We start from the raw sequence: 26,302 nt of genomic DNA, 5'->3' as shown, positions 1-26,302 counted from the left end.
CCCGAGGGCAGCGTGGTCCCCGCCGATGCAGGCGGACGACGCCCACGCCCGAGGGATGCACGGGCGCCGTCGAGCCCGTCGAACGCCCGGGCGGCGCGTCAGCGCGCCAGCGCGATGTCGAGGATCGCGTTCGCGAACTGGCGCGGGTCCTCGATCATCATCATGTGGCCGCGGCCCGCCAGCATGCGATCGCTTTTCGCGCGCGGGCGCAGCCAGTCCGGCACGTGCCAGTCGCGCGCCGAGCGTTCGCCCGCGAGCAGATGCAGTGGCACCTTGTCGAGCCAGCCGGCGACGCGTTGCAGGTAGGCCGGCGCGCCGGTCGTCTCGACCACCGAGATGGCCATGCGCTGCAGGGTGCTGGCGGGCTGGAACGCGAGCTGGTCGGCCGCCGCGGCGATCAGCGCGGCGTCGGTGCGCAGCCCGGCGCGCGCGAGCCAGCTGGCCGGATCGGCGAGGTCGCGCTGCAGATGCGCCTCGATTTCCTTGAGCGGCATCGAGGCGAGGCGCTGCGACCAGAACGCGTCGTCGAGCGTGAAGTTGCCCTCGACGCTGACCACGCCCTCGACGCGGTCGGGATACTTCGCCGCGAACAGATGCGCGATCGCGCCGCCCACCGAATGCCCGACGACGAGCCAGCGATCGGCCGGCCCCGCGGCCTCGTCGATCGCCTCGCGCAGCACGTCGACCTGCGCGGCGAGCGTGATCGAGACGGGATCGACATCGGTGCAGGCGCCGTAGCCGAGCAGATCGGGCGCGACGACGGTGGCGGGCCGCAGTGCCTCGAGCAGCGCGGGCGCGTGCAGATGGCCGGTCAAGCCGTGGACGAGCAGGATGCGGGGAGAATCGGACATGGGCGCGCACCGAAAGGACGGGCAGCCATCGTAGCGAAAACCGTGCCGCGCGGATAGCACGAAACGGCGTGATGTGGGATCGCACGCAGCGCCGGTCGCGATGATGACGGCGCGATGCATGGCGCGGTCTTCACGAGCGCGCGAGCGGAGCAGGCGATCGAGCAGCGCCGTCGTTGGCGCGTCCACGCGTGCTCGATGAGGCGCTGACGGCCGGGGTCGAGACGTATTTAAAAGCGGTGTCCGGCACTCGCACCGCCAGATGATTCGGCGCATACTGGTTATCCCTAGCGCCCGGCACGACGTTTGCGAGTGCCGGCCATGCCTCCGACCCGAGACCCGACAAGGAGCGCACCGATGTCCGATTGCCCGCTCGACCCTTACTCACACCGCTACACGCACTGCCTCGCGTTCGGCGCGCAGCCGTGCAGCGCCGCCGCGGCCACGCTGCGCACCCATTTCCGTCTGTGGGCACCGGACAGTGCCGAGGTGCGGCTCGAGTTCGGCGTGGACGGCGCGGCCGAGCCGGCCATCGAGATGGCGCATGCCGGCGCCGGCTGGTTCGAGACCTTCGTCGAGTGCGGGCCGGGCACGCGCTATCGCTACCGGCTCGACGCGGCGCTCGTGATTCCCGATCCCGCGTCGCGCTCGCAGCCCGACGGCATCGAGGCGGCGAGCGAGGTGATCGACCCGCGCGCATTCGTGTGGCGCAACACGTCGTGGTGCGGGCGGCCCTGGGAGGAGATCGCGCTCTATGCGATCCGGCCCGACGCGATCGGCGGCTACGAGCAGGTACGCCGCCGCCTGCCGCAGCTCGCGCGGCTCGGCGTGACGGCGCTCGAACTGCTGGCCTCGACGGACCCCGCGCAGGACAGCCTGCCGTTCGCGCCGATCGCCGCCTACGGCGGCCCGAACGCGTTGAAGGCGCTGATCGACGACGCGCACGGGCTCGGCCTCGCGGTGCTGCTCGATCTCGATTACGCGCGCTTCGGCGGCGGCAGCGAAGCGCTGCGCCGCTACGCGGCGCCGTTCTTCCAGACGCGCGACGACCCGCACCACGCGCCGCTCGCGCTCGACCATCCCGAGGTCTGCGACTTCTTCTGCGACAACGCGCTGTACTGGATCGAGGAATATCGCTGCGACGGCCTGCGGCTGCGCGCGGCCGACCGGATCGGCAACGCGGGCCTGCGCGAGATCGCCGACCGCGTGCGCGCGGCGGTGCCGAGCGAACGGCTCGTGCATCTGGTGCTCGGCAGCGAGCGCAATCCCTCGCATCTCGCCGACACGCACTTCGACGCGCAGTGGAACGAATGCGGCGAGCGTGCGCTGCACCGGCTGACGGGTCGTGCCGCCTATCCGTATCGCGAGGCGATCTCGACGCGCCAGACCATCCATACGCTGGCCCGGGCGCTGACGGCCGACGGTTCGGCCTATCAGCGCCCGGGCGGCGGCGAGGCCGGCGGCGGCTGGGACGGCGGCCTGCCGATGACCTCGCTGGTGCTGTCCGACGGCGCCAGCCGGCCAACCGCGGCGACGCGCGAGGCCGGGCTCGCGGCGCTCGCGCTGTCGCTGCTTACGCCGCAGATTCCGCTCGTGTTCGACGAGGCGGCGCCCGACGCGGCCAGCCAGCGCTTCGTGCAGTCGGCGCTGGCCGTGCGCGCCAAGCTGATCGCGCCGCGCCTGATCGATTCACGGCCGCAATCGGCGGATCTGCTGCGCGTGGCCGATGGCGGCGAGGCCGATGCGCTCGTGGCCGTCTGGCGGCTCGGCGACGGCGAGGTGCTGAGCCTCGCGCTGAACCTGTCGCCGGAACCGCTGGCGTTCGACCGGCTGCCGGGCGGGACGATCGTGTTCGAGACGCCGCCGCGCGCGCGCGACCGCGTGCTGTTCGGCGAGCTGCCGCCGTTCTCGCTCGTCGCCTGGGTCACGGGCGACGTCAATCGCTATGCGCTGTCGCACGGCGCGCGATATCTGTCGCAGGGTGGTGCCGGTGCCGGCGCGGCGGCGTTCGATGCCTGAACGCCGGCCGCCGCCGCGCGCGTCGGGCGCGGCGGCGGTGCCGCGATTCGAAGGCCGTTCGTTCGCCGCTCGTTCGCCGCTCGTTCGCGCGCCGGGCTGCGATCGGGCTTGAGGCGGCGAAATCCAGTCGGCATGACGAACGATCCACTCCGGCCTGCCGCCGCGCGTTATCCCTCCACCATTCCCCGGATGCCCGCGATGCCGTGCGCGCCATGCATGCGCGCGATCGGCAGGTCGTCGCGCGTCATGCCGCCGAGCGCATAGACGGCCAGCCGCGTGCCGGCCACGCACTCGGCGAAGCGCTCCCAGCCCAGCACCGGGGCGCCCGGATGCGACAGCGTCGGTTTCACCGGCGACAGCGTGGCGAGATCGGTGCCGATCCGGTCCGCATGGCGCAGCGATTCGCGATCGTGGCAGGCGGCCGACAGCAGCAGGTCGGCCGCCACCGGCCGCGCCGCGGCGGCAACGAGCGCCGCGTGGCCGAGATGGACGCCGGCCGCGCCGAGCGCGCGCGCCGCCTCCGGCGCGATCGAACCATTGCAGATCACGCGCGCGCCGGCTGCCCGCGCGCGGCCGATCACGCGCGCCGCGAGCGCCGCGTAACGGTCGGCATCGAGCGTCTTCACGCGCAGCTGCACGAGCGCGATGCCGGTCGCGAACGCCGCGTCGAGCCGCGCGACGAACGCGTCGAGATCGGCACGCGCGTCCGAGGCCGGCTCGGGCGTGATCAGGTAGAAGGGCGGTAGCGCGGGCATCGTCGGCACGGGTTCAGAGCCGCACATGCTGGCTCAGGAAATCGAGGAAACCCTGCACACGGCCCGTCAGCGCCGCGTGCCGGTAGTAGACGGCGTTGACGGGCTGCCGGTAGTCCGTCATCAGCTCGGCGAGCAGCGGCACGAGCCGCCCCTCGGCGATGTCGGCCGCCGTCATGAAATCGGACAGGCAGACGATGCCGACCCCCGCGAGCCCGAGATGCCGTAGCGTCTCGCCGCTGGAGGCCGTATGCGCGGGATCGATCGTCAGGCCCGCGCCGTCGTCGTCTCGCTTGCCGCCGTCGCCCGCGCGCCGGCGCAGCGGCCAGCGGTTCAGCGCCTCGATATCGCTGAAGCCGAGCAGCCGATGCGCGGCCAGGTCGGCCACGCTGCGCGGCGTGCCGTGGGCGGCCAGATAGGCGGGGCTCGCCAGCACGTGCAGCGGGCTCGAACCGAGCGCTCGCGCATGCAGCGTCGAATCGGGCAGCGCGCCGATCCGGATCGCGATGTCGATGCGCTGCTCGATCAGGTCGACGAACCGTTCGTTGTTGGTCAGTTCGAGTTCGATGTCGGGGTAGCGCGCCGTGAATACCGGCAGATGCGGGACGATCGCATGCAGCATAAACGGCGTGGCCGCGTCCACGCGCAGCTTGCCGGCCGGCTTGACGCGGCCGAGCGAGACCGCCGTCTCCGCTTCCTCCACCGATTGCAGGATGTCGCGCGCACGCGCCAGCAGCAGTTCGCCCTCGTCGGTCAGCTGCGAACTGCGCGTCGTGCGGCGCAGCAGCGTCACGCCGAGCTTGCGCTCGAGGCGGTTCAGCGCGCGGCTCACGCCCGACACGGTCTGCCCGAGCTGCTCGGCGGCGGCCGTGATCGAGCCGCTGTCGATGATCGCGACGAAGGTCTGCAACTCTTCGGTCGACGTCTTCATTGTTGATCCGGATTCAAGAATGACTTGAGCCTAACATGGTTTTTGCGCGCCTCGTCCGCCCTCACACTGGCCGTCACCCAACGAATCGGACAAGGAGTCCAGCATGAAGATCTTCATCACGGGAGCGGGCGGTTTCATCGGCGGTTCGATCGCGGCGGGGCTTGCCGCCGACGGCCATCGCGTGGGCGGGCTGGTGCGGCGCGAGCAGCAGGCCGCGGAACTGCGCGCGATCGGCGTCGAGCCGCGTGTCGGCTCGCTCGACGACCGCGCGCTGCTGGTGCGCGAGGCGCAGGCGGCCGACGCCGTGATCAACGCGGCCGACAGCGACCATCGCGGCGCGGTCGAGGCGCTGATCGAGGGCCTGCGCGATTCCGGCAAGGTGCTGCTGCATACGAGCGGATCGAGCATCGTCGGCGACGCGTCGGGCGGCGAAGCCGGCGAGCAGGTCTACCACGAGGACGCGCTGCCCGAGCCGACCGCCGACAAGGCGCCGCGCGTGGCGATCGACCGGCTCGTGCTGGGCGCCGCGCAGGCGGGGATTCGCCCTGCCGTGCTCTGCAACACGCTGATCTACGGCCATGGCCGCGGGCTGCCGCGCGAGAGCGTGCAGCTGCCGCGGCTGGTACGGCAGGCGCAGAAGAGTGGCGTGGTGCGCCACGTCGGCCCGGGCCGCAACATCTGGTCGAACGTTCACATCGACGACGTGGTCGAGGTCTACCGGCTCGCGCTCGAACGCACGCCGGCCGACGGCACGTTCTACTTCATCGAGAACGGCGAGGCCGCGTTTCGCGACATGTCGGCCGCGATCGCGACCGCGATGGGGCTCGGCGCGGCCGAGGACTGGCCGCTTGCCGAGGCCGAGGCGGAATGGGGCTACGAGATGGCGAACTACGGGCTCGGCTCGAACAGCCGCGTGCGCGGCGAGCGCGCCCGGCGCCTGCTCGGCTGGCAGCCGAAGCACGCGTCGGTGATCGACTGGATCACGGGCGAGATGGTGCGCGGCGCCTGAGCGGACCGACACCTGGGTGAAACGGCACGCCCGCGCGCGATGGCCTTGCCCCGCGCGGGCGTGAGGGACAAACAGGCGGGAACGCCGCGCCTACTCGTCGGCTTCCTTGAATGCTTTCGGATAGACGCGCACCAGCACGATGCGCGGCCCGTTCATCTTCTTGACCACCACGTCGAAGCGCTCGAACGACACGCGCTGGCCCTCGGTGGGCAGGTCGCCGAGCGCCTGGATCACGAGGCCGCCCACCGATTCGGCGCGGCCTTCGTCGATGTCGATGCCGAGCGCCTGTTCGAGCGACACCACGGGCAGGCTGCCCTTGCCCATCAGCGTGCCGTCGTCGAGGCGCGCCCAGTCGGCGTCGCCCTGGCGGAATTCGTCGTGGATCTGGCCTACCAGCGCGCCGAGCAGGTTGTCGAGCGTGAGGAAGCCGATCGGCTTCTCGTGCTTGTTGCCGACCAGCGCGAAATGCGGCGCGCCCTTGCGAAAGCGCCGGAACAGTTCGAGCGCGGGCATGTCGGGCTTCACGTACTGCGCCGGGCGCACGTAGTCGGACAGGTCCTCGAGCGCGGCGCCCGCGTGGCGCGCGAGCAGCAGGTCCTTCAGGTGGATCAGGCCGGACACGTGCTCGCGCGAGGCGTCGGTGAACAGCGGATAGCGGCTGAAGCGGTGGCGCGCGACCACCGCCATGTTGTCGACGAGCGGCAGGTCGCGGCGCAGGCCGACCATCTCGTTGGCCGGGCGCATCAGGTCCGAGACCGTCATCGAGGTGAAATCGAGCGAATGCGCGAGCGTGTTCCACTCGTCCCGGCTGTAGGCCGCGATCGGCGCCTTCGAGGTGCTCGCCGCGTTGCGGCGGCTGCGCAGGATCAGTTTCAGCTCGTCGGTGGAGTAGTGCGAGTCGCCGCCGTGCTCAGCCGTCAGGCCGACGATGCGCAGCACCGCGTTGGCGCTCGTGTTGAGCACCCAGATCGCCGGATACATCAGCCAGTAGAACGCATAGAGCGGCAGCGCGAGCCACAGGCCGACCTGCTCGGGCTGGCGGATCGCCATCGATTTCGGTGCGAGTTCGCCGACCACGATGTGCAGGAACGAGATCACCGAGAACGCGAACACCAGCGAGATGCCGTGGACCAGTTCGACGGAGTGGATGCCGAGCGCGTCGAGCAGCGGCGAGAGGATCTCGGCGAAGGCCGGCTCGCCGATCCAGCCGAGGCCGAGCGAGGCGAGCGTGATGCCGAGCTGGCAGGCCGACAGGTAGGCGTCGAGCCGCGCATGCACGATGCGCAGGATGCGGCCGCGCACGCCGTGCTGGCGCGCCAGCGTTTTCACGCGCGTCGCGCGCAGCTTGACGAGACCGAACTCGGCGGCGACGAAAAATCCGTTCAGGGCTACCAGCAGCAACGCGCTGATCAGCGCGATGATCTGTGTCAACGCAGCAACTCCGGAAATAAGGGAAGCGTCAGTATAGAGGTGGAAAGGTGAACGTAAAGTTCGCCGTTCGGAAAAATCCTCACGCGGTGGCCGTGCGCGGCAGCGTCAGCACGATGCGCGCGGCGCTGCCGGCTTCGAGCACGGGCGGCGTGAAGCTGCCGCCGTGCGCGAGCGCGACGCGATGGCAGAGCGCGAGCGCCCAGGGCGGGCGGCGCGCGTCGCGTTCGAGCAGCGCCTCGCGCCGCGCGCCGCTGTCGAGCGCGTGCGGCAGCGAGGGCTCGACCAGCGCGGCCGGCTCCGGCGTGAAGCTGACCTCGAAACTGACCGTGTCGGCCGCGCGCCGCGCGTCGCAGGCGAGCGTGACGGCCGCGCCGGGCGCGCCGGCCTCGATCGCGAACACCGTCATCGACCACAGCGTCTGCGCGAGCCGCTCGCGATCGGCGTTCAGCGACGCGTCGGGCGCGGCTTCCAGCGCGGTCGCGAGATCGACAGCGCGCGCATCGCCGAGCGCCACGCGCGCCAGCGCCGCGACCTCGTCGACGAGCGGCGCCAGCGCGCAGCTTTGATGGGCGAGCGCGAGCGTGCGCGTATCGGCGCGCGGCGCGTCGAGCGCCGCGCCGATCAGCTTCGTCTGCTGTTCGATGCCGATCCGGATGCCGTCGAGCGCGCGTTGCAGCGCCGCGTCGCCGGGCGGCAGCTGGCGTTCGAGCACGTAGGCCCAGCTGTGCATCGCGTTGAGCGGGCTGCGCAGGTCGTGCGAGGCGACCGACAGGGCCTGCTCGCGTGCGAACAGCGCGTTTTCCGTGACGTAGCGGGCGGCGCGCTCGCGCAGCAGGGCGGCGGCGGGATCGTCGTGGGACAGGGTCACGAGGCGGACGTGAGGAGGATGGTGGAACCGCCATTATAGGGACCGGATGGCGAACCGTCGCGCGGCCCGACGCGAGCCGCCGTCAGGCCGGCAGTTGCGGGCTTTCGCGCGCGGCAGCGCGGTCTGCGCGGTTCGGCAGCAGCTGGCAGGCGAGCAGGCCGGCCAGCATCAGCGCGCAGCCGATCAGCGCGCGCGGGCCCAGCGTCTCGCCGAGCGCGGCCCAGCCTGCGATCGCCGCGAACACGCCTTCCATGCTGAAGATCACGGCCGCGTGCGCGGGCGCCGCGTTGCGCTGCGCGACCACCTGCAGCGTATAGCCGACGCCCACCGACAGCAGGCCGCCATACAGCAGCGTGGGCAGCGCGTGCCTGAGCGTGGCCGCATCGAGCGTTTCGAGGCCGAGGCCGAGCGCGCCGCACAGCAGGCCGCAGACCGCGAACTGCTGGAATGCCAGCACGAGCGGATCGTGGCGCCGCACGAAATGGCCGACCGCGATCACGTGGACCGCGATCAGCGCCGCGCAGGCGAGCTGGAAGCCGTCGCCGAGCATCACCGTGAAATGCTCGTCGACGCTGAGGAAATAGAGGCCGATGGCCGCTAGCGTCGCGCCGAACCAGGTGCCGAAGCCGGCCCGGTGCCGCAGCAGCACGCCGATCAGCGGCACCAGCACGACGTAGAGCGAGCTGATGAAGCCGGCGTTGGCGATCCTCGTGTATTGCAGGCCGATCTGCTGAAGCGAGATCGACACGGCCAGCAGCGAGCCGAGCAGCAGTCCCGGCATGAGCCCGGCCGGACGCCGCGCGAGCGCGGCGAGTTCCGCGCGTGCCGGCGCCCTCGCGAGCAGCAGCGGCACCAGCACCAGCGCGCCGAGCAGGAAGCGCAGGCCGGTGTAGAGAAACGGGCCGATCACGGCCAGGCTGAGTCGCTGCGCGACGAAGGCCGAGCCCCAGATCGCGGCGGCGCCGAGCATCAGCAGGTTCGCGCGGAGGTGTTGGCGGGCGGCAGGCGTCATCGGAAAACCGGAATGGAAAGGAAAAGGAAAGCGCGACAGTGTATGCCCAGGCGGGGAGGGCCGTCGTGAACTGGCGCAAAGGCGTCGGCCGCGGCGGTGCGGGCGGGCGCGCCGCTGGCCGGGCGACGCGATCGCCGTGTCCCGCGGCGGCTTGCCGAGGGCGCCCGGTGCCGGTCCGCGCGTCGGCTGACCGCGCCCGCGCCGGCTTCGCGGGGCGCGCGCGCCGCGTCCCGCCGCCGGTCTCGCGCCTCGCGCCAGCGGCGGCTTGACGGGCCTGCATGGCGCGCGGCGCGCGGGCGGGCGCACCGGCGCGTGCCGTGTACCATGGACGGCATCGACGGCCGCCGGCGGTTGCACGGGTGTGACGGGCGGGCCGGCAAACGGAGGTGACATGACGCGTGTCCTCGAAATCGTGCTCGGGCTGCCGCTGCCGGGAGGCGGCGTGCCGGCTTCCCGAAGGCGTGGCGCCGCCCGCGCGGTACGCGACTTCGGCGCGGAGCTGGTGCGCGCATGGCGGATCTGTCCACCGGTGCGGATGAAGCGCGGGCACGAACGCGTGACGATCCGCTCGCTCGCGCTGGCCGACGCCGTGCCGGACGCGGCCGGCTGGATCGCGTGGCACGAGGCGGGCGTTTCGGGGGAATCGACGATGGCCGTGCACGCGACGGCGTTCGCGCCGGGCGTGGCGGTGCGCGATCGGCTCGACCTGCCGTCGAGCGGCACCGCCGGAGGTCGAGCCGACGGCGATGGCGCGGACGATCACAAGGAGGATGAACGGGCGAGCCGGATACGTCGTGCGCTGGCCGACGGCGCGGTCCACGGTTGCGAGATCGAGGCACCGGCCGACGAAGCCGGCGGCCCATCCGTGGCGGCGGCGGTGATGGCCGAGCGCGCGGAAGCCGGGGCGGCGCGGACCGTCCCCGCCGCGATCGAAGGCGGCGACGCGCCGGCCGAACCCTCACCCACGCCATCCACCGAACCTGCCGCCGCTCCCGCGCGCGCGTCCTTCCGCTTCGAATGCGAGCGCCGCCGCGGCCGCTGGCAGCGCGGCGACCGCGCACCCGTCGAACTGACGCTCGACGACCTGACCTGGCGCACCACCGCCGGCGCCGGCCGCCACTGCGAGCTGCGTCTCGCGGTGGCCGATCCCGGCGATGCCGCCGGCCGCATCGCCGCGCTGCACGCGCTGTTCGACGCGGCGCGCGAGCTGAGCGGCGCGGGGCCGGCGTTCCTAAAGCCCGCCTCGCTCGTCGATCTGGCCTGCGCCGGCCGCCTGCCCGATCACGACGACGGCCCGGGCTACGCGGCCTCGATCGAGCTCGGCCGGCTGCATACGCAGCGCGAGGCGCTGTTCGTGCTCGGCACGAACGTGGCCGCGCAATGGCTCGGCAACGATGCCGGCGTGCGCGACAGCAACGATCCCGAATACGTCCATCAGATGCGTGTCGCGCTGCGCCGCCTGCGCACGCTGATGCGGCTGTTCGAGGATTTCACCGACGAGACCTATCGCGACGCGTTCGCGGCCGACATGAAGTGGCTCGGCACGCAGCTGGGCGTGGTGCGCGACTGGGACGTCAGCGTCAGCGAAACGCTGCCCGGGCTGGCCGGGGCCGATACCGACATCGCCGGGGCGCCGGGCTGGGCCGCGACGCTCGACGCCGCGGCCCGGCAGCGCGACATCGCGCGCGGCGAGCTGCGGCAGGCGGTGGCGTCGTCGCGCTACGCGCGGCTCGTGCTCGGCTGGATCGAATGGCTCTGCGTGCTGTCGCTGGGCTCCGACGACGACGCCACGCGCAAGCAGCGCCGTTCGCTGAGGCGGCACGCGACGAAGCGCGTCGACCGCCTGTTCGCGCGGCTCTACGGCGCGCCGAAGCTGACCAGCCTCGATCCGGCCGAGCGCCACCGCGTGCGCATCGACGCGAAACGGCTGCGCTACGCGCTCGAGTTCTTCGCCTCGATCTCCTCGCGCAGTACGCGCGACAAGCTCGTCAAGCGCGTGTCGCGCGTGCAGGGCACGCTCGGCGACGCGAACGACGCGCAGGTCGCGCTGCACCATCTCGAACGCTTGTCCGCGCCGCCCGAGCAGCTCGGTTTCGCGCGCGGCTACGGTGCGGCGGCACAGCGCTACGCGGCGATCGCGGCCGAAGCGCAATTGCGCCGCCTGTGGCGGCCGAAGATTCGCGCCGCACGAGGCGGGCGGCGGTGACGTACGCGATGGCGAGAGAAGCGGCCGCGGCGCCGCCACTCAGATGCGATGCAGCGGCGCGTTCGGGTCGAGCGTGGTAGAGGTCGGCCGCGACATCGGCCGGTAGTTCGGGTTCGCCTTCCAGCGCGCCCGCACGTAGGGGCGCTCATGGCCCGATACCTTCAGGGCCACCTGGGTGACCCAGCGCTGCGACGGCACCGGAATGCCGTGCAGCGTGATGGTGACGATCGCGAGGCTGGCCACCACGGCCGGCACCGACCAGCGGTGCGGCTGCGCGCGCCAGGCGATCAGCACGAACGACAGCGCCGCGAGCGCGCCGACCACGCAGCCGGTGATCGCCTCGGACGGCGAATGCGCGGACAGCACCACGCGCGACAGCGAAACGGCCACGCCGAGCGCGAGCCCGAACGCGACGCCGGTCGCGCGTAGCGCGGGATGGGCGCGCGTGAGCGCGATCAGCATCGCGACCGGATAGACCGAGGTGGACAGCATCGAATGGCCGCTGAAGCCGGTGAAATCCCAGGCGCGGATGCCGATGCCCCAGCCGAGGAACGCGATCTTGGTCAGCGCGACCGCCGAGATGGCCACGCCGAGCACGCCGAGCCAGGTCAACGCGAGGCGGGCCGAATAGCCGAGCGCGAGCCAGACGGCCAGCGTCGCGGCGAGCGGCAGCGTAATGCCGGCGCTACCGAAGTAGGTGATCCAGTTCCAGAGGCGAAGCGGCAGGTCGTACATCGGGAATCGGCGGCCAGGTCGGGCGGAAAACGGAGCCGGCGCGTGTCGCCCGGCCAGGGCGACGGCGCACGGCAGGCGGCTGTCACTCGCGCAGTATACCGGGCTCGCCGCGCGGGCTGTCATGATCGCGCCCCCGGTAAAGCTTCGAAAATGATGTTATTGTGCAATGCACAAAATCATCCCGGCGGCATATTGTCATGCCCCGATTCGACTGCGAGCCCCACTGATGACCAAGAGTCTGACCAAACTGTGGCTGGGCGGTATGAAGAAAATGCTGCGTACGCCAACGCCGCGGCTGCCGGCCGGCATCGCGGACGCGATCTTTTCCGCCCCTCCCGCCACTGAAGCCCACCCGCCCCGCGCGGCCGACGCCGGGGCCCGGCCCCATCCGTCGCGCGAATCGCGCGTGCGGCCGCGCGCGGCCGCCTGGGCGAGGGGCGAGTGGTCGCGAGGCGATCACCCGCTGCCGTTCGTGGTCGGGCGCTTCGTGAGCCATCTCGGCTACGCGCTCTACGTGCCGGACGGGCTGCCCGAGGGGGCACCGCTCGTCGTGATGCTGCATGGCTGCAAACAGGATGCGGGGCAGTTCGCGCAGGGCACGCGGATGAACCTGCTGGCCGATCGCCATGGGTTCGCGGTGCTCTATCCCGAGCAGTCGATCCAGGCGCATTCGCATGGCTGCTGGCACTGGTACGACGATACCGAGCGCGGCGGACGCGGCGAGGCGCGTGCGGTGGTCGACCTGGTTGATACGCTGGCGGCGGCGCGCCATTTCGATGCCTCGCGCGTCTACGTGGCCGGCCTGTCCGCCGGCGCCGGGCTGGCGACGCTGCTGGCGCTGCATTTCCCCGAGCGGTTCGCAGCGATTGCGCTGCATTCGGGGCCGGCCTTCGGCGACGCGCATTCGGGCATCACCGCGATGGACGTGATGCGCCGCGGCCTGCATCGCGCGCCGGCGGCGCTTGCCGACAGCTACGCCGCGCCCGGCACCTACCCGGGGATGCCGGCGCTGATCGTGCATGGCGACGACGATTCGGTGGTGTCGCCGGCCAACGCCGGCCATCTCGCGATCGAATTCCTGCGCCTGAACGGCCTGGCCGACGCCGACGGCGAACCGTGCGGCGTCGAGCGGATCGACACGCTGGCGGACGACACGCAACTGGTCGACTACCGGCGCGGTGGCAGGCCGGTGGTACGAGTCTGCCACGTCGCCGGGCTCGACCACGCCTGGGCCGGCGGCGACGACACCGTGCCGTTCCATGCCTCGACCGGTCCCGACGCGAGCGCGATGATCTGGGGCTTTTTCGCGGACAAACAACGGCAAGCTGCGACAATCTGACCAGTATTTTTGAAACGCTGGCGGCCCCTACGGGTTTTCCCTATAATCCGGGTTAATACCTAAGCGATAACCCTTGGATTGGAGAGTTCGTATGATGTACTTGCTGAGCCGCCTGTTCCTGTTCCTGACGAAATCCTCCGAGCAGATCGCGAAAGAGCGCGCCGACGCCTATCTGGCCGACGCGACCGATCTGTACGATCTCGAATTTCGCATCCGCAAGCTCGATCACGATGCCGCGCGCCGCGCGCCTTCGTGGATGGCAGCGCGCTGAGTTCCGCGCGGCCGGATTCGTCCGGCAAGCCTGATTCCGGCGGCATTGTCCGCCGACAAAAAAAGGCGTGGTGACCTTTCGGTCGCCACGCCTTTGCCTTGCGTGCTGCGCGTCCTGCACGTCTCTCTCGCCCGGCGGCGGTTGCGTCGCGGCACCCGGGTCGACTCGGGCGCCGTGCCCGCCGGCGGCCTTACGCGATCACGAGTCGCACCGGCACGTTGTTGCGCGTCGCGTTCGAGTACGGACACACCTCGTGCGCCTTGTCGACGAGCGCCTTCGCCGCTTCCGGCTCGAGACCAGGCAGCGAGATGCGCAGCTCGACGTCGAGCCCGAAGCCGCCCTGGTCGTTCGGGCCGATCCCCACTTGCCCCGTCACCGTCGTATCGGCCGGCAGCGTCTGCTTCGTCTGGCCGGCGACGAATTTCATCGCGCTCAGGAAGCAGGCCGAATAACCGGCGGCGAACAGCTGCTCCGGGTTCGTGCCTTCCGCGCCCGTGCCGCCGAGTTCGCGCGGCGCCGCCAGCTTCACGTCCAGCTTGTTGTCTGCCGAAACCGCCCGGCCGTCGCGGCCGCCCGTGCTCGTTGCGCTCGTCTGGTAGAGGATGTTCATGGTGGACTCCTGTTCATGTCGATAGGGGAACTGGCGCGACGAATCGGTTGCCTTGCCTGGATTCGCCTGCCACGACTAAAATATATCGAACAAATGATTAGTGTGCAAATGAAATTGCGATGACGCATGGCGAACTCTTGGCCGAGCCCGTTTCGGAGCCGGCCCGGTTCGCCGTTCAGTCGCCGTTGTGGTCCTTCAGCGCGTCGCGCAGTTGCCGTAATTCCTCGCGCAGGCGGATCAGGAAGTCCGGTGTTTGCTGCATCGCGCAAAAGAGTTCGGTCGGCACCGAGCGCGCTGCCTGGCGCAGCGCGGCGCCTGCCGGCGTCAGCCGCGCGTGGACCAGGCGCTCGTCGGCCGTGCCGCGTACCCGTTCGAGATAGCCGAGCGCCTCGAGCCGCTTCAGGAGCGGCGTGACGGTGGCCGAGTCGAGGTTCAGGCGCGCGGCGATGTCCTTGACCGCGATGTCGTCGGTTTCCCAGAGCACGAGCATCGTCAGGTATTGCGGATAGGTCAGCGAGAGCCGCTCGAGCAACGGCTTGTACGCTTTCGTCATCGCGAGCGAGGTCGAATAGAGCGCGAAGCAGAGCTGCTCGTCGAGCGTGGTGGGGACGGCGGGGAGATCGTTCATGAGCGAAGGCCTGTCGTTCAGGCACAAAAAACTTGCACGCTAATGATTCTGCACCGAACTGCGTCGGCTGGCGAGCGCGGCGCCGGGAAACCCGGCGCCGGCGCGTGGACCGGGAGCGTGAGGCGCGCCGCGCTCAGCGCGCGGGCGGCACGGCCGGGCTGCCCGGCTCCTGCACGCCGAAGCAGCCGCGGTAGGTCGCGTAGAACGAGCAGTAGAGCGCCGCCGTGACCACCACCGAGGCCGGCATCATGACCGTCATCGCGTAGGGGCCGGCGCCGATCGCGTGCATCAGCCAGGCCAGCGCGAACGACACGCCGATCGCGACCGCGAACCACAGCAGCCCGTACAGCGTGAACGCCCAGCGGTTGCGCCAGCAGCTGACGACGCTGAAGAACAGCGCCTTGGCGGGCGGGATCTCGTGCCAGGCGGTCAGCACCGGCGCGAACCAGAACATCATCGACACCGGCACGTAGAGCAGCGCCGAGATCAGCAGCGCGACCAGGGTGTTGGTGGTGAGGATCGTGGCCGGGTCCAGACCGTCGACGCCGAGGCCGAACATGATCCGCAGCAGCGTGCCGCCGTCGCCAAACGCCGAGCAGGCGAACACGATCGCGATCGACACGACGTAGAGGCCGCCGAGCGTGAACAGGCGCTGCATCGTCAGGCTGCCGTAGGAGCGGAAGCCGTCGAGCAGGATCGTCGGCAGCACCGGCTTGCCGGCCACCGCGTCGCGGCAGGCGGCCATGAAGCCGACCGAGATGCCGGGGATGAACAGCAGCGGCAGCGCCGCGCCGATCACCGGCACCAGCGACACGATCATCATCGCCAGCAGGTAGCTGAAGAACAGCGTGATGAACGCGAGCGGATTGCGGCGGAATAGCCAGATGCCCTGGCGGAACCAGACGTAGCCGGTCTTGGCGGGGACTTCGATCAGTTGCATGGGGCGTGTCGTTCGGGGAGGGGCTGCGCGTGGGCGATGCGCTCGCGCAGGATCCGCTCGAAATGGCCCGGGTCGTGCGGTTTGAGCATCTCCGCGGCGCGGGGCAGGTGGAAATCATACAGGCGCGACACCCAGAAACGGTACGCACCCGCGCGCAGCATGTCGGGCCAGTGGCGGCGCTCGCCGTCGGTGAACGGGCGCACGGTCTGGTAGGCGCGCAGCAGCGCGTCGGCGCGTTCGGCGTCGAGCGCGCCCGTGGCGAGGTCCGAGCACCAGTCGTTGACGGTCACGGCCACGTCGAACAGCCACTTGTCGCAGCCGGCGAAATAGAAATCGAAGAAGCCGCCGAGGCGCACCGCCTGGCCGGTGTCCGGCGCCGCGCCGGCGAACAGCACATTGTCGCGGAACAGGTCGCAGTGGCACGGGCCGTCGGGCAGCGCCGCGTAGTCATCGGAGCCGAAGAAGCGCTGCTGGTGCGCGAGTTCGCCCTCCAGCAGCGCGCGCTGGCCGGCGTCGATGAACGGCGCGATCGCCGGCACGTTCTCGCGCCACCACGGCAGGCTGCGCAGGTTCGGTTGGCGGTTCGCGTAGTCGCGGCCCGCCAGGTGCATGCGCGCGAGCATCTGGCCCACCTCGATGCAGTGGGCCTCGCCCGGCGCGAACTCGGCCGAACCGTCGAGCTTCGTGACGATCGCGGCCGGCTTGCCGTGCAACTCGCCAAACAGCGTGCCGTCGGCACGCTCCACGGGGTCGGGCACCGGCACGCCGTGCCGTGCCAGATGGCGCATCAGTTCGAGGTAGAACGGCAACTGGGTGGCCGTCAGCTTCTCGAACAGGGTGAGGATGTATTCGCCGCGCGTCGTCGTCAGGAAAAAATTGCTGTTTTCGATGCCGGACGGAATGCCGCGAAACGCGACGACTTCGCCGAGATCGTAGTGGCGCATCCATTGCGCGAGATCGGAGTCGGAGACTGCGGTGAAAACGGCCATGCGGGGGGGACGTCGAAACGGGTTGGCAGGCCGGCGCGTGTACGCCGGCGGCTGCGGAAGGAGCGGGCTCGCCGCCCCGTCGGGCCGGCGATGCCGGGCGCGGTGGATCAGTAATTCAGGTTGATCGACGGCACGCGCGTGACAGGCACGTTGCCGTTGTGCGGACGCGGCGAGATGTCGGGCGTCGAGCTCATCTGGTAACGGGTGCCGAAGTTCGAGCGCACGTCGATCTCGACGGGCTTGCCCCGATCGCGGAACTCGGTCACCTCGGTGCCGCTCACGCTCTTCTCGTGGAAGCTCGGCGTGCGCTGGATATCGGCGAAATCGATCTTCGACGTCACTTCCGCGCCGGGCCGGTTGATCTTGGTCAGATCGGGCAGGCCGGCGGCTTCGTCCTGTGCGGCCCGGGCCTTGGCCTCGTCGCTTGGCGGCGGGCCGTCGGCATGCGCGGGGCCGACCAAGGCGACGGCCGTCGCGAGCGCGGCGGCGAAAATGAGCGGCTTCATGGGTTTCTCCAATTTAACCTCAGGATTCTAGCAAAACCGGACCGTGTGCCGGGCTTGTCGTAACGCTGGTGTGGCGGCTCCGCGTCGCCGGAATCGCGGGGTTCCTGTGATAATGTCGCAAGCAACCGAAGAGGCAATGACAATGAACAACGACATCAATCGCCAACGTCCGCTCTCGCCTGAAAATCCGCCCGTCGAAGCGTTCGACGATCCCGTTGCCGCGGTCGCCCGGCTGTCCTCGATCTACGAAACCCATACCGCGTTCCTGCGCGATGCGTTCGCGCGCTACCGGCGCAACGAGCCGCTTGGCGGCCATGTGCGCGCCTGCTACCCGTTCGTGCGGGTGCGCACCGACGTCAACACCCACATCGATTCGCGCCGCTCGTATGGTTTCGTGGCCGGCCCGGGCGTGTTCGAGACCACCGTCACGCGTCCCGACCTGTTCGCGAGCTACTACCGCGAGCAGTTGCGCCTGCTCGCGCGCAATCACAACGCGAAGATCGAGGTGGGCGTATCCGAGCAGCCGATTCCGATCCATTTCGCGTTTTCCGAGGGCATCCACCTCGAAGGCGATCTCGACCGCGACCGCCTGCTGGCGATGCGCGACGTGTTCGACGTGCCGAACCTCGCCAACCTCGACGACCGGATCGTCAACGGCACCTACGAACCGGAGCCGGGCGGGCCGTTTCCGCTCGCGCTGTTTACCGGCGCGCGCGTCGATTTCTCGCTGCATCGGCTGCGCCACTACACGGCCACGGCGCCGATGCATTTCCAGAACTACGTGCTGTATACGAATTACCAGTTCTACATCGACGAATTCGTCAAGCTCGGCCGCACCATGATGTCGGCGAGCGACGATCCGGCCGTGCGCGAGTACCGCAGCCAGTACACGTCGTTCGTCGAGCCGGGCGACGCGATCACTTATAACGCGAATCTCGGCAACGAGCCCGTCGAGGGGGCGCCGGCGCCGCGACTGCCGCAAATGCCCGCCTATCACCTGAAGCGCGCCGACGGCAGCGGCATCACGATGGTCAACATCGGCGTCGGCCCGTCGAACGCCAAGACGATCACCGACCACATCGCCGTGCTGCGCCCGCACGCGTGGGTCATGCTCGGCCACTGCGCGGGGCTGCGCAACACGCAGCGGCTCGGCGACTACGTGCTGGCGCACGGCTACGTGCGCGAGGACCACGTGCTCGACGACGACCTGCCGCTCTGGGTGCCGATCCCGGCGCTGGCCGAGGTGCAGGTCGCGCTGGAGCGGGCGGTCGCGCAGGTCACCAGGCTCGACGGCAGCGAACTGAAGCGCGTGATGCGCACGGGCACGGTGGCGAGCGTCGACAACCGCAACTGGGAACTGCGCGACCACCGCGAGCCGGTGCAGCGGCTCTCGCAGAGCCGCGCGATCGCGCTGGACATGGAGAGCGCGACGATCGCCGCGAACGGGTTCCGCTTCCGCGTGCCTTACGGCACTTTGCTGTGCGTGTCGGACAAGCCGCTGCACGGCGAGCTGAAGCTGCCGGGGATGGCTGACCAGTTCTATCGCGCGCAGGTCGATCAGCATCTGCAGATCGGCGTGATGGCGATGGAGATCCTGCGCACCAACGGGCTGGCGAAGCTGCACAGCCGCAAGCTGCGTAGCTTCGCGGAAGTGGCGTTTCAGTGACAAACCCTTGTGGCATAAGGCTTTCCGGGTGATCCGGGAAGCCTTATTGTCTAACTTGAGCGCCAGTGTCTAACTTAGACGGGCCAATGGAACGGGTTGGACGCGTTCGACTTCTCGCGATTTCGTGTAATGCGCCGTCATGCTTTCGGTCGTGTGGCCGGCCAGGGATTGCGCGGCCGCCGCTCCCCGCTGCCGCTTCAGATCGGTCAGTGCCTTCGCCCGCAGATCGTGGAAATGCATGCCGATCAGGTAGCGCGGGTCCGGAGTGATTCGCTTTTCTTCACAGTCTTTCTCGTAGGCCAATCGTGCGCGTTGGCAGGCGCGCTTCCAGCCTGAGTACGCGCCGATATAGGTGAAGCGGCCACCGGCATGCGTGCAAATCACTGGCCCGATGGCGGTGATCTTGCCGCCGCGGGCTCGATCCAATGTTTCTCTGAGGTCGGGTGTCATCTCGATCAGCAGGCGCACGCCGCTGCTGTTGACGGTCTTGCTCGGGTGAAACGAAATACCCTCGTGCTTATCGGTCTTCAGCGCGATGACGTCACCGTATGCGCGGAATGCGCTGTCCGGATAAATGCCGCGAATGTGTTCCATGTTGATCCGGGCGCCGTACTTCTTCGGGTCGTAGCTGCTCGCCATTTGCTCGAGCATCTGGCGGTCGATCTTTCGACCGTCCGTGGTTGCGCCTTCCGTCGCGATGCAGAAAAACTTCGTCTTCTTTGCGTCCTGTGCCATGTGCGAATCCGCCGAGAGGGGCTGTGTTCAGGGATTTCAGTTTCGGCAGTTGGAACCGGTGTGGCAACGCATCTTGGTTGTGGGGGCAACCGATACAACCGTATGAAATAGGGTCTACGCGCGCGCGTCGGTAGCCTTGCTGCATGACTGCACTTCCCGCCGATTCATCCGACTTTGACCCGCGCCGACGCGCACGCGACCTGTACTGGCAGGGGTATCGCATCGCGCGCATCGCCGAGCTGCTCGGCGTGAAGCCGGCCACGCTCTATAGCTGGAAAAAGCGTGATGGGTGGGACGAGACCGAGCCGGTCGATCGCGTCAACATGACGATCGAGGCGCAACTGATAAAGCTCGTCACGAAGGAAGCGAAGGAAGGGCGCGATTTCAAGGAAATCGACTTGTTGACGCGGCAGCTCGAACGGTTGCGCTCGCGATCAGCGAACGATGCAAAGGTGAGCGCATCCGGGAGCGGTGGTACGCGCCGATCACGCAGCTCGGACGGCCGCAACGCGTTCAGTGAAGCGCAGATCGAGCAGTTGAACGATGCGTTTCTCGAATCGATTTTCGACTACCAGCGCGCCTGGTATCGGGCCGGCTTCAAAGAACGGATTCGCAACATCCTGAAGAGCCGGCAGATCGGTGCGACCTGGTACTTCGCGCGCGAGGCGCTGCTCGATGCCCTGAACACGGGGCGCAATCAGATCTTCCTGTCGGCCAGTAAGGCGCAGGCGCACGTGTTCCGCCAGTACATCGTCCAGTTCGCCAAGGACGCGGTCGGCGTCGAGCTGAAGGGCGATCCGATGGTGCTGCCCAACGGCGCGACCTTGTACTTCCTCGGCACCAATGCGCGCACGGCGCAGAGCTATCACGGCAACCTGTATTTCGACGAGTATTTTTGGGTGCCGCGCTTCCAGGACCTGCGCAACGTTGCATCCGGCATGGCGATTCATTCGCAGTGGCGCCAGACGTATTTCTCGACACCGTCGAGCCTCGCGCACGACGCCTATCCATTCTGGTCCGGTGCGCTGTTCAACCGTGGCCGACCGAAGGATCAACGCGTTTCGATCGACATCTCGAATGCGGCGCTAGCGGCCGGCCGAGCGTGCGCGGACGGCCAGTATCGGCAGATCGTGACCGTCGAGGACGCCGTGCGCGGCGGTTGCACCCTGTTCGACCTCGAGCGCCTGAAGCTGGAATACAGCGCCGACGAATACGCGAACCTGCTGCTGTGCCAGTTCATCGACGATTCGCTGTCGGTCTCCCGCTGTCGACTCTGCAGCCGTGCATGGTCGACACCTGGGAGGTGTGGGACGACTTCAAGCCGCTGTATCTGCGCCCATTCGGCGACGAAGAGGTGTGGATCGGCTACGACCCCTCGCACACGGGCGATAGCGCTGGCTGTGTGGTGCTGGCGCCGCCCAGATATGCCGGTGGGAAATTCCGCGTGCTCGAGCGGTTCCAGTGGCACGGGCTCGACTTCGAAGCGCAGGCCGCGCAGATCGAGGCACTGACCAGGCGCTACCGCGTCACGTACATCGGCATCGACACGACCGGGATCGGGCAGGGCGTCTATCAGCTCGTCACGAAGTTTTTCCCGGCCGCGACGCCGTTCCACTACTCGGTCGAGATCAAGACCGCACTCGTGATGAAGGCGCAGAACGTGATCCGCAAGGGCCGGCTCGAGTTCGACACGGGCTGGAAGGATCTCGCCGCCTCGTTCATGGCGATCAAGAAGACGATCACGCCCAGCGGGCTGCAGGTCACGTACAAGGCGAGCCGCTCGGAAGAGGCGAGCCACGGCGACCTGGCTTGGGCATGCATGCACGCGCTCGCGAACGAGCCGCTCGAGGGCGTGACTGGCGCCAATACCGGATTCATGGAGATTTTCTGATGTCACGTAAGTATCGACGCGGCGCCAGGCGCCGCAAGCATGATCGCGCCGAGCCGGCGGCTGGTGCGATGAGGGCGCCAGCGCCGCGCGCGGAGGTTTTTTCGTTCGGCGATCCGGTCGAGGTGATGGATCGGCGCGAACTGCTTGAGTACGTTGAATGCATGCGGATGGGGAACTGGTACGAGCCGCCGCTACCCCTCGACGGGCTCGCGCGCTCGTTCCGAGCCGCGCCGCACCATAGCTCGGCCATCTACGTGAAGCGCAATATCCTGGTGCAGTCGTATGTTGAGCATCCGCTACTGTCGCGTGCGGACTTCAGCCGATTCGTGCTGGAGTACCTGGTCTTCGCGAACAGCTACCTCGAGCTGCGCACGAACCGGCTCGGCACGCCGATGGCGCTGAAGTGCTCGCTCGCGAAATACACGCGGGTCGGCCTCGAGCCGGATCAGTACTGGTTCGTGACGAACGTGCGTGAGCCGCATGCGTTCCCGAAGGGCTCGGTCTATCACCTGTACGAGCCGGACCTGAACCAGGAAATCTACGGGCTGCCGGAATATCTGTCGGCCCTGAACTCGACCTGGTTGAACGAGAGCGCCACGCTGTTCCGCCGGCGCTACTACAAGAACGGCAGCCACGCGGGCTTCATCCTGTACATGACGGACGCGGCTGAACGGCAGGAGGACGTAGACAATCTGCGCTCGGCGCTGAAGAACGCGAAGGGCCCGGGCAACTTTCGGAATCTGTTCATGTACGCGCCGAAGGGGAAGAAGGACGGCATCCAGCTCCTGCCGATCGGCGAGGTCGCGGCAAAGGACGAGTTCTGGAATATCAAGAAGGTGACGGTCGAGGACCAACTCGCGGCGCACCGCGTGCCGCCGCAGCTCATGGGGATCATCCCGTCGAACGCGGGTGGGTTCGGTGACGTGGAGAAGGCGGCCGGGGTGTTTAACGGCCTCGAGATCGATCCGCTGAAGGCCCGGCTCCGGGAGGTGAACGACTGGCTCGGGGTCGAGGTCGTTCGGTTCAGGGACTTCGAGATGCCGAAGGGCTGACGTCTAGCCGCACACTTGGGAAAGTAAAGCCGCCGGCCACTTCGGTGCCAGCGGTTTTTTTTCGCGGATATCGGTGGATGTCGCTTGTCGACACAGTACGGAAGTTGGCAGCTTTGGAAATCGGACATTCAATGCCGCAGTTAAAGGGTCAAAAAACGTAATTTATAGGTGCCGGTGAGCAAGGCGAAATATATCAAACGATTTGTTATGTTTTTTCGTCTAGATGCCGGTCCGCATGTTCTTTTGTTTTGTTTATATACCCATTTATCAACTTGAGAATCACATCATAAACACTAATAACATATTCTAGCCTTATCTCAACGGGCTTTCCGTCGGAAAGCCCTCCGTGGTGGGTGAATATATTTCTTTGCTCCAAAAGTTTTTCGGTATGATCTTTTTTAAGAATAGGTATTCTTAAATCGAAAAGTGCTTCCGATATTCTGGCAACCTGAACGGAGTCATATAGGGTTGCTTTCTTTAGAGAGCTTATTAAATGATCTTCAGAAATATTTTTTTTCAATCGAAGATGGTTTTTATCCTTGTTCGAGAGTTTATCTAAATTAACTAAGGCTAGTGATATATATCTTTGATTTCTGCAAAGAATATCAAAAAAATCATGGATGAAGCTTTCGTAAGCAGAAACAATTCCTACTAAAAAAATACCGTTCAGGTAGTTCTCGTTTGGTTTGTTTTGTCTAGAAAGAAGTGAAATTCCTTGATTTATTGACTCCATATTTGAATTGAATTGTTGGGTCGTTTTTTCTAGGCTTGCAAATACATCAAGCCAATCAAAAAGAGTGTCAAGATTTTGAAATAAATTTTCTAGCTCTTGCTCGTTGGCCTCCATCTCTTTATTAAAAGCATCCCAGTCAAAATCATCATTTTCGTCCATGCTTTACCTATGATTGGAACTCGCGCTTAAAAATATAGCGTTGAAATACAGCATCGTCAGAGGCAGTCGGCTGCAGTGATTGGTTTGGTTTCGATACTGCAAGACGGGCTTGAATCATCACTTTTTTAAGCCGATCTCAGATGTAATCGCACCCTAAAGGAATTGTACCGTATATTCTGGAAAAGGCATCACCCAGGAAGGCTTGCTAATTGAGACATCTGGCAGTTTCTTGAAGATGCCTACGAGAGTAGATGACGGTCACACGCGGCACACCTTCAATAACGAGGGAATTCCGCCAGCAAAGAAGTCGAATTTCATGTGCTGAGATAGATTGCCAATGACAGCTTCAAGGCACTTTTCCTTGGTCTGCTCCTGGGCGGAAGTCGGTGGTCGGCGGCGCCCGGGGCGGCTTGACCGGCGACTTCCGACCCTGAGCCTCTTTACAACTCCGCAAGCACTCAACGACCAGCTTACTCGGTAAAGTGGTCGTGTTCCGGGGCGGGCGTGCTACTGGTGGCTTAACAGTGGCCTATCCTTCTGTAGATAGGCCTGCGCGACTCTGTTGTTGCTTCCGTAAAACGACATGAATGGTTGCGAGATAAAAGTAGAACATCCAACTCAGCCATAGACTTGCGTCGTACCCCGTCTTTTGTTGGTCATTATGGTGACGAATTCCGAAATTGTTCGCAAGATTGAATAAATCCTTCTCGTCGGCGGAAGTAAGAAGAGATTTGATCTCGGAACGAGTGTACTCCAGTACATCAGCGAGATCGCGAACGGCTTGCCTGCGATCATCGAGCGTCGCACCATGGCGGCGGTAACGTAGGATCGCAGCGTTAATTCGATTTGATATATTGGAATCGTTTGAAGGAATATCGGCGTCAAAGATCTTCTCAAATCCCTGCTGCGGTTTGTGAAGTATTTCGCCGTTCTCTGACAGTTCAAATGGCCTAGCATAGTGGCCCAGCACAGCATTGACTTTGTCGCGGTACTCGATTTGACCTTGCTGCTTATTGAAGGTCTCCCAGTGCATGCCACATTGAGCGTAGCTATGGAAGGAGCCGTCTATCGGTTTTGAAACTTGCTGAAATAAAAATTCGATGATATCAAAAAAATCGTCTTCTTTATAGTCCTTTCCGAAGATGTGCAAAGGCCATAGATCTTTCTTGCGAACGGTAAGGAGTATTTCGAGATCTATGTCGCGCACGTTGCCGTTAATATGCCCTGCATCGACACACTCATATCCAAAGGCTTCAGAGAAGTATCCGTCTTCGGACATTTGATCGTACACGCGAACGTAAAGATCAATAATATCTTTTAGCGGTAGTCCCGACTGGTTCGGATTTGTTCCTTTGCGCTGTGAGTAGTAGGAGTGAGCCATGGGAACAAGTGCAGAAGACGTGGAAATTCCAATATTACTCGCAAAGACAAACTGTAGGGTGCAACGGCATGTTGGGAAGCATGCTTCCCAAGGTCGGGGGCGAACGACGCACGAGTGGCTAGTCAGCCTATGAAAATCGTTCGACGTTACCAGTTGAATGGCTGTTTGCCAGCGCTGAACCGGCGTCCGAACGATTGCCCTATGCGCCGAGTGAACGACGCTTCATGGCTGAACTCTGACAGCCTTTCCCACATTGCCCGGAATTCGTAGAAAATTTTTCTTCTGGCGCCCATGCATGGGCGCGGTGGAATAGCGCGCCTCAGAACGGCTGCCGGGCTGGCCGCCCCCACGCCCCGCCTGCCAAGCTTGTCGGGTGAGCGTGGCTGGCCCTCTGCCGCGCCGTAGAGGCATTCAGGTGGGCGGACCCTGTCAGGATGATTGTGATCTCGACCCGGCGCGCGCAGTTGTGACCCCGCCCCACCTGACCGCAAAAACGAGCGTTTTTATGCATTCATGCGCCCCGCGCTCGGGGCCACCTGGCGCGGGCTGTGCGGCGATCGGCAGGCCGATTCCTTTATGCACTTTTATGCGCCTTGGTTATGCAACCTCGATATTGTTGCTCGCGCTGCAACCTAATACTGGTTTCCGACTGGTCACTTTGGCCGCTCGAACACGCCGGTTGGCACTTCGGCGCCGGCCAGCGGCTCGCGAAGGCGCCACGCGCCGTCTCGCGAGCGCGACACGCTTTTGTGACAGACGTGAGCCGAGGTGTTTGACGCGTTGCTGCGCTGGAACAGCGTGCAAGCGCACTGCGAAGTGCAATCAAGCATGTGCGGCGCGTTCGAGCACTTCCTGCGCAGCGCGTTTCAGTACTTCCTCAGACCATTGGTTGATGCTTTCGTTGGCGATGCCGGCAGCAACGCCCACTGCGGCGTGCGTTTCGGGTGCGAGGCGTAGCATGAGCCGGCCGGATGCGGGCTTTTGGGGCGCACGCTTCATACGCGCGCACTCGTCCAGATAATGATCGACGGCAGCGTGAAAGTCTTGCGTGAGTTCCGCGACAGTCTCGCCATGAAAGCTAATTTTGTCGTCGATGCCGAGCACGTGCCCAACAAAGATGTTGTCGCGGCCGTCGAAGTCGACGCGGGCGTAATAGCCCTTGTACGTCATTGCGTTGATCATTGTTTGATCCCCAATTGGTTGAACCAGTCCCGCATATCTTCGACCTGATAGCGTTTCGCCTCTTTGCCCGGATGCGGGCGGTGCAGATAGCGGCGCGTTTCATTCAGTTCGAACGCGATCCGCGACCCGGCGCCTTCGTGAATGCTGCCGCCCAGTGCAACAACCAGAGCTTCGATATCCGCGAACACGATGCCGCCCAGTGTCGGTTTCGTGAAGATCGCTGTGAGCGTGCGAACATGTTTCGTTTTCATGGGAACACGATAGCACAATATGATATCGCACGATATCAGAAAATGATGTCACATGCTCAAGCGCAACGTCTTGATGACGAAGTGCAACGAGGGGATTGAACCTCACACCGGTTGATGACCGAGCGCGGTTTTTTGAGTTCGCGGCAGACGCGAATGCA

The 26,302-nt window shown here is 66.2% G+C and carries 24 protein-coding genes and 1 pseudogene; 8 read left to right on the top strand and 17 right to left on the bottom strand.

Annotated elements, in window-relative coordinates:
• Nucleotides 1-98: 98 nt before the first annotated feature.
• Complete coding sequence (locus tag bpln_RS28745; protein WP_055140725.1) at nt 99-851, bottom strand: alpha/beta fold hydrolase; 753 nt, start codon at nt 849-851, stop codon at nt 99-101.
• Between the two features lie 354 nt (nt 852-1,205).
• Between bpln_RS28745 and bpln_RS28740 the strand changes: the two genes are divergently transcribed.
• Nucleotides 1,206-2,867 carry a DUF3459 domain-containing protein gene (locus bpln_RS28740; RefSeq protein WP_055140724.1) on the top strand — a complete coding sequence of 554 codons (1,662 nt, stop codon included), beginning with the start codon at nt 1,206-1,208 and terminating at the stop codon, nt 2,865-2,867.
• Nucleotides 2,868-3,034: 167 nt separating this feature from the next.
• Here bpln_RS28740 and bpln_RS28735 read toward each other — a convergent pair whose 3' ends face one another.
• Nucleotides 3,035-3,649 (bottom strand): thiamine phosphate synthase, encoded by a 615-nt coding sequence (locus bpln_RS28735; RefSeq protein WP_055140723.1) that lies wholly within the window; start codon nt 3,647-3,649, stop codon nt 3,035-3,037.
• Nucleotides 3,636-4,550 carry a LysR family transcriptional regulator gene (locus bpln_RS28730; protein ID WP_042628535.1) on the bottom strand — a complete coding sequence of 305 codons (915 nt, stop codon included), beginning with the start codon at nt 4,548-4,550 and terminating at the stop codon, nt 3,636-3,638. Before bpln_RS28730 ends, bpln_RS28735 begins: the two co-directional genes overlap by 14 nt.
• 103 nt (nt 4,551-4,653) lie before the next feature.
• On the opposite strand from bpln_RS28730, the gene bpln_RS28725 reads away from it, so the two are divergent.
• Nucleotides 4,654-5,559: an NAD-dependent epimerase/dehydratase family protein gene (locus bpln_RS28725; protein WP_055140722.1), complete on the top strand. Its 906-nt coding sequence runs from the start codon at nt 4,654-4,656 to the stop codon at nt 5,557-5,559.
• Between the two features lie 90 nt (nt 5,560-5,649).
• Here bpln_RS28725 and bpln_RS28720 read toward each other — a convergent pair whose 3' ends face one another.
• The 3 genes from bpln_RS28720 to bpln_RS28710 all read right to left on the bottom strand — a co-directional run bounded on the left by bpln_RS28720 (nt 5,650) and on the right by bpln_RS28710 (nt 8,870).
• Nucleotides 5,650-6,990 carry a hemolysin family protein gene (locus bpln_RS28720; RefSeq protein ID WP_055140721.1) on the bottom strand — a complete coding sequence of 447 codons (1,341 nt, stop codon included), beginning with the start codon at nt 6,988-6,990 and terminating at the stop codon, nt 5,650-5,652.
• 79 nt (nt 6,991-7,069) lie between these two features.
• Entirely contained in the window at nt 7,070-7,858 is a 789-nt protein-coding gene (locus tag bpln_RS28715; RefSeq protein WP_055140720.1) for a sensor histidine kinase, read from the bottom strand.
• A gap of 82 nt (nt 7,859-7,940) precedes the next feature.
• On the bottom strand, nt 7,941-8,870 hold the full coding sequence (locus bpln_RS28710; protein ID WP_055140719.1) for a DMT family transporter: 930 nt from the start codon (nt 8,868-8,870) through the stop codon (nt 7,941-7,943).
• Nucleotides 8,871-9,261: 391 nt separating this feature from the next.
• Between bpln_RS28710 and bpln_RS28705 the strand changes: the two genes are divergently transcribed.
• Nucleotides 9,262-11,076 carry a CHAD domain-containing protein gene (locus tag bpln_RS28705; protein ID WP_055140718.1) on the top strand — a complete coding sequence of 605 codons (1,815 nt, stop codon included), beginning with the start codon at nt 9,262-9,264 and terminating at the stop codon, nt 11,074-11,076.
• 39 nt (nt 11,077-11,115) lie between these two features.
• Here bpln_RS28705 and bpln_RS28700 read toward each other — a convergent pair whose 3' ends face one another.
• Nucleotides 11,116-11,811, bottom strand: coding sequence for a phosphatase PAP2 family protein (locus bpln_RS28700; RefSeq protein ID WP_055140717.1), 696 nt, complete (start codon nt 11,809-11,811; stop codon nt 11,116-11,118).
• A gap of 226 nt (nt 11,812-12,037) precedes the next feature.
• Between bpln_RS28700 and bpln_RS28695 the strand changes: the two genes are divergently transcribed.
• Entirely contained in the window at nt 12,038-13,150 is a 1,113-nt protein-coding gene (locus tag bpln_RS28695) for an extracellular catalytic domain type 1 short-chain-length polyhydroxyalkanoate depolymerase (protein WP_055140716.1), read from the top strand.
• A 94-nt stretch (nt 13,151-13,244) separates the two neighbouring features.
• Complete coding sequence (locus bpln_RS28690) at nt 13,245-13,421, top strand: DUF3563 family protein (protein ID WP_070107630.1); 177 nt, start codon at nt 13,245-13,247, stop codon at nt 13,419-13,421.
• A gap of 190 nt (nt 13,422-13,611) precedes the next feature.
• Here the strand turns inward: bpln_RS28690 and bpln_RS28685 are convergent, their stop codons facing one another.
• The 5 genes from bpln_RS28685 to bpln_RS28665 form a co-directional block, all read right to left on the bottom strand.
• On the bottom strand, nt 13,612-14,031 hold the full coding sequence (locus tag bpln_RS28685) for an organic hydroperoxide resistance protein (RefSeq protein WP_055140715.1): 420 nt from the start codon (nt 14,029-14,031) through the stop codon (nt 13,612-13,614).
• A 175-nt stretch (nt 14,032-14,206) separates the two neighbouring features.
• A complete protein-coding gene (locus bpln_RS28680) occupies nt 14,207-14,659 on the bottom strand; it encodes a MarR family winged helix-turn-helix transcriptional regulator (RefSeq protein WP_042628525.1) in 453 nt (150 codons plus the stop codon).
• A gap of 133 nt (nt 14,660-14,792) precedes the next feature.
• Nucleotides 14,793-15,599, bottom strand: coding sequence for a BPSS1780 family membrane protein (locus tag bpln_RS28675; RefSeq protein ID WP_055140714.1), 807 nt, complete (start codon nt 15,597-15,599; stop codon nt 14,793-14,795).
• Complete coding sequence (locus bpln_RS28670; protein WP_055140713.1) at nt 15,590-16,588, bottom strand: homoserine kinase; 999 nt, start codon at nt 16,586-16,588, stop codon at nt 15,590-15,592. The genes bpln_RS28675 and bpln_RS28670 overlap by 10 nt, the downstream gene beginning before the upstream one ends.
• A 107-nt stretch (nt 16,589-16,695) precedes the next feature.
• Nucleotides 16,696-17,094, bottom strand: coding sequence for a hypothetical protein (locus bpln_RS28665; protein WP_042628522.1), 399 nt, complete (start codon nt 17,092-17,094; stop codon nt 16,696-16,698).
• A 142-nt stretch (nt 17,095-17,236) separates the two neighbouring features.
• Here bpln_RS28665 and bpln_RS28660 point away from each other — a divergent pair, with 142 nt between their 5' ends.
• Entirely contained in the window at nt 17,237-18,760 is a 1,524-nt protein-coding gene (locus bpln_RS28660) for an AMP nucleosidase (RefSeq protein WP_055140712.1), read from the top strand.
• A gap of 69 nt (nt 18,761-18,829) precedes the next feature.
• Here the strand turns inward: bpln_RS28660 and bpln_RS28655 are convergent, their stop codons facing one another.
• Nucleotides 18,830-19,495, bottom strand: a complete 666-nt coding sequence (locus tag bpln_RS28655; protein ID WP_148654220.1) for a GPO family capsid scaffolding protein — start codon at nt 19,493-19,495, stop codon at nt 18,830-18,832.
• A gap of 143 nt (nt 19,496-19,638) precedes the next feature.
• On the opposite strand from bpln_RS28655, the pseudogene bpln_RS28650 reads away from it, so the two are divergent.
• Both bpln_RS28650 and bpln_RS28645 read left to right on the top strand, forming a co-directional pair.
• Nucleotides 19,639-21,386, top strand: a pseudogene (locus bpln_RS28650) (terminase ATPase subunit family protein).
• On the top strand, nt 21,386-22,438 hold the full coding sequence (locus bpln_RS28645) for a phage portal protein (protein ID WP_055140711.1): 1,053 nt from the start codon (nt 21,386-21,388) through the stop codon (nt 22,436-22,438). Before bpln_RS28650 ends, bpln_RS28645 begins: the two are co-directional and overlap by 1 nt.
• A gap of 205 nt (nt 22,439-22,643) precedes the next feature.
• Here the strand turns inward: bpln_RS28645 and bpln_RS36315 are convergent, their stop codons facing one another.
• The 4 genes from bpln_RS36315 to bpln_RS28635 form a co-directional block, all read right to left on the bottom strand.
• The gene (locus bpln_RS36315) at nt 22,644-23,330 is read right to left on the bottom strand and encodes a hypothetical protein (RefSeq protein ID WP_148654219.1); all 687 of its coding nucleotides are present in this window, start codon (nt 23,328-23,330) and stop codon (nt 22,644-22,646) included.
• Nucleotides 23,331-23,859: 529 nt separating this feature from the next.
• Entirely contained in the window at nt 23,860-24,711 is an 852-nt protein-coding gene (locus bpln_RS34675) for a hypothetical protein (protein WP_082465475.1), read from the bottom strand.
• Between the two features lie 822 nt (nt 24,712-25,533).
• Nucleotides 25,534-25,893 (bottom strand): type II toxin-antitoxin system HicB family antitoxin, encoded by a 360-nt coding sequence (locus bpln_RS28640; protein WP_055140710.1) that lies wholly within the window; start codon nt 25,891-25,893, stop codon nt 25,534-25,536.
• Nucleotides 25,890-26,144 (bottom strand): type II toxin-antitoxin system HicA family toxin, encoded by a 255-nt coding sequence (locus tag bpln_RS28635; RefSeq protein ID WP_055140709.1) that lies wholly within the window; start codon nt 26,142-26,144, stop codon nt 25,890-25,892. The genes bpln_RS28640 and bpln_RS28635 overlap by 4 nt, the downstream gene beginning before the upstream one ends.
• Nucleotides 26,145-26,302 lie beyond the last annotated feature (158 nt).

It is taken from the genome of Burkholderia plantarii (genome assembly GCF_001411805.1).
In the GTDB taxonomy this organism is placed as follows: domain Bacteria; phylum Pseudomonadota; class Gammaproteobacteria; order Burkholderiales; family Burkholderiaceae; genus Burkholderia; species Burkholderia plantarii.
Note: the sequence above shows the minus strand (reverse complement) of the source record. Positions and strands in the feature narration are given on the sequence as shown.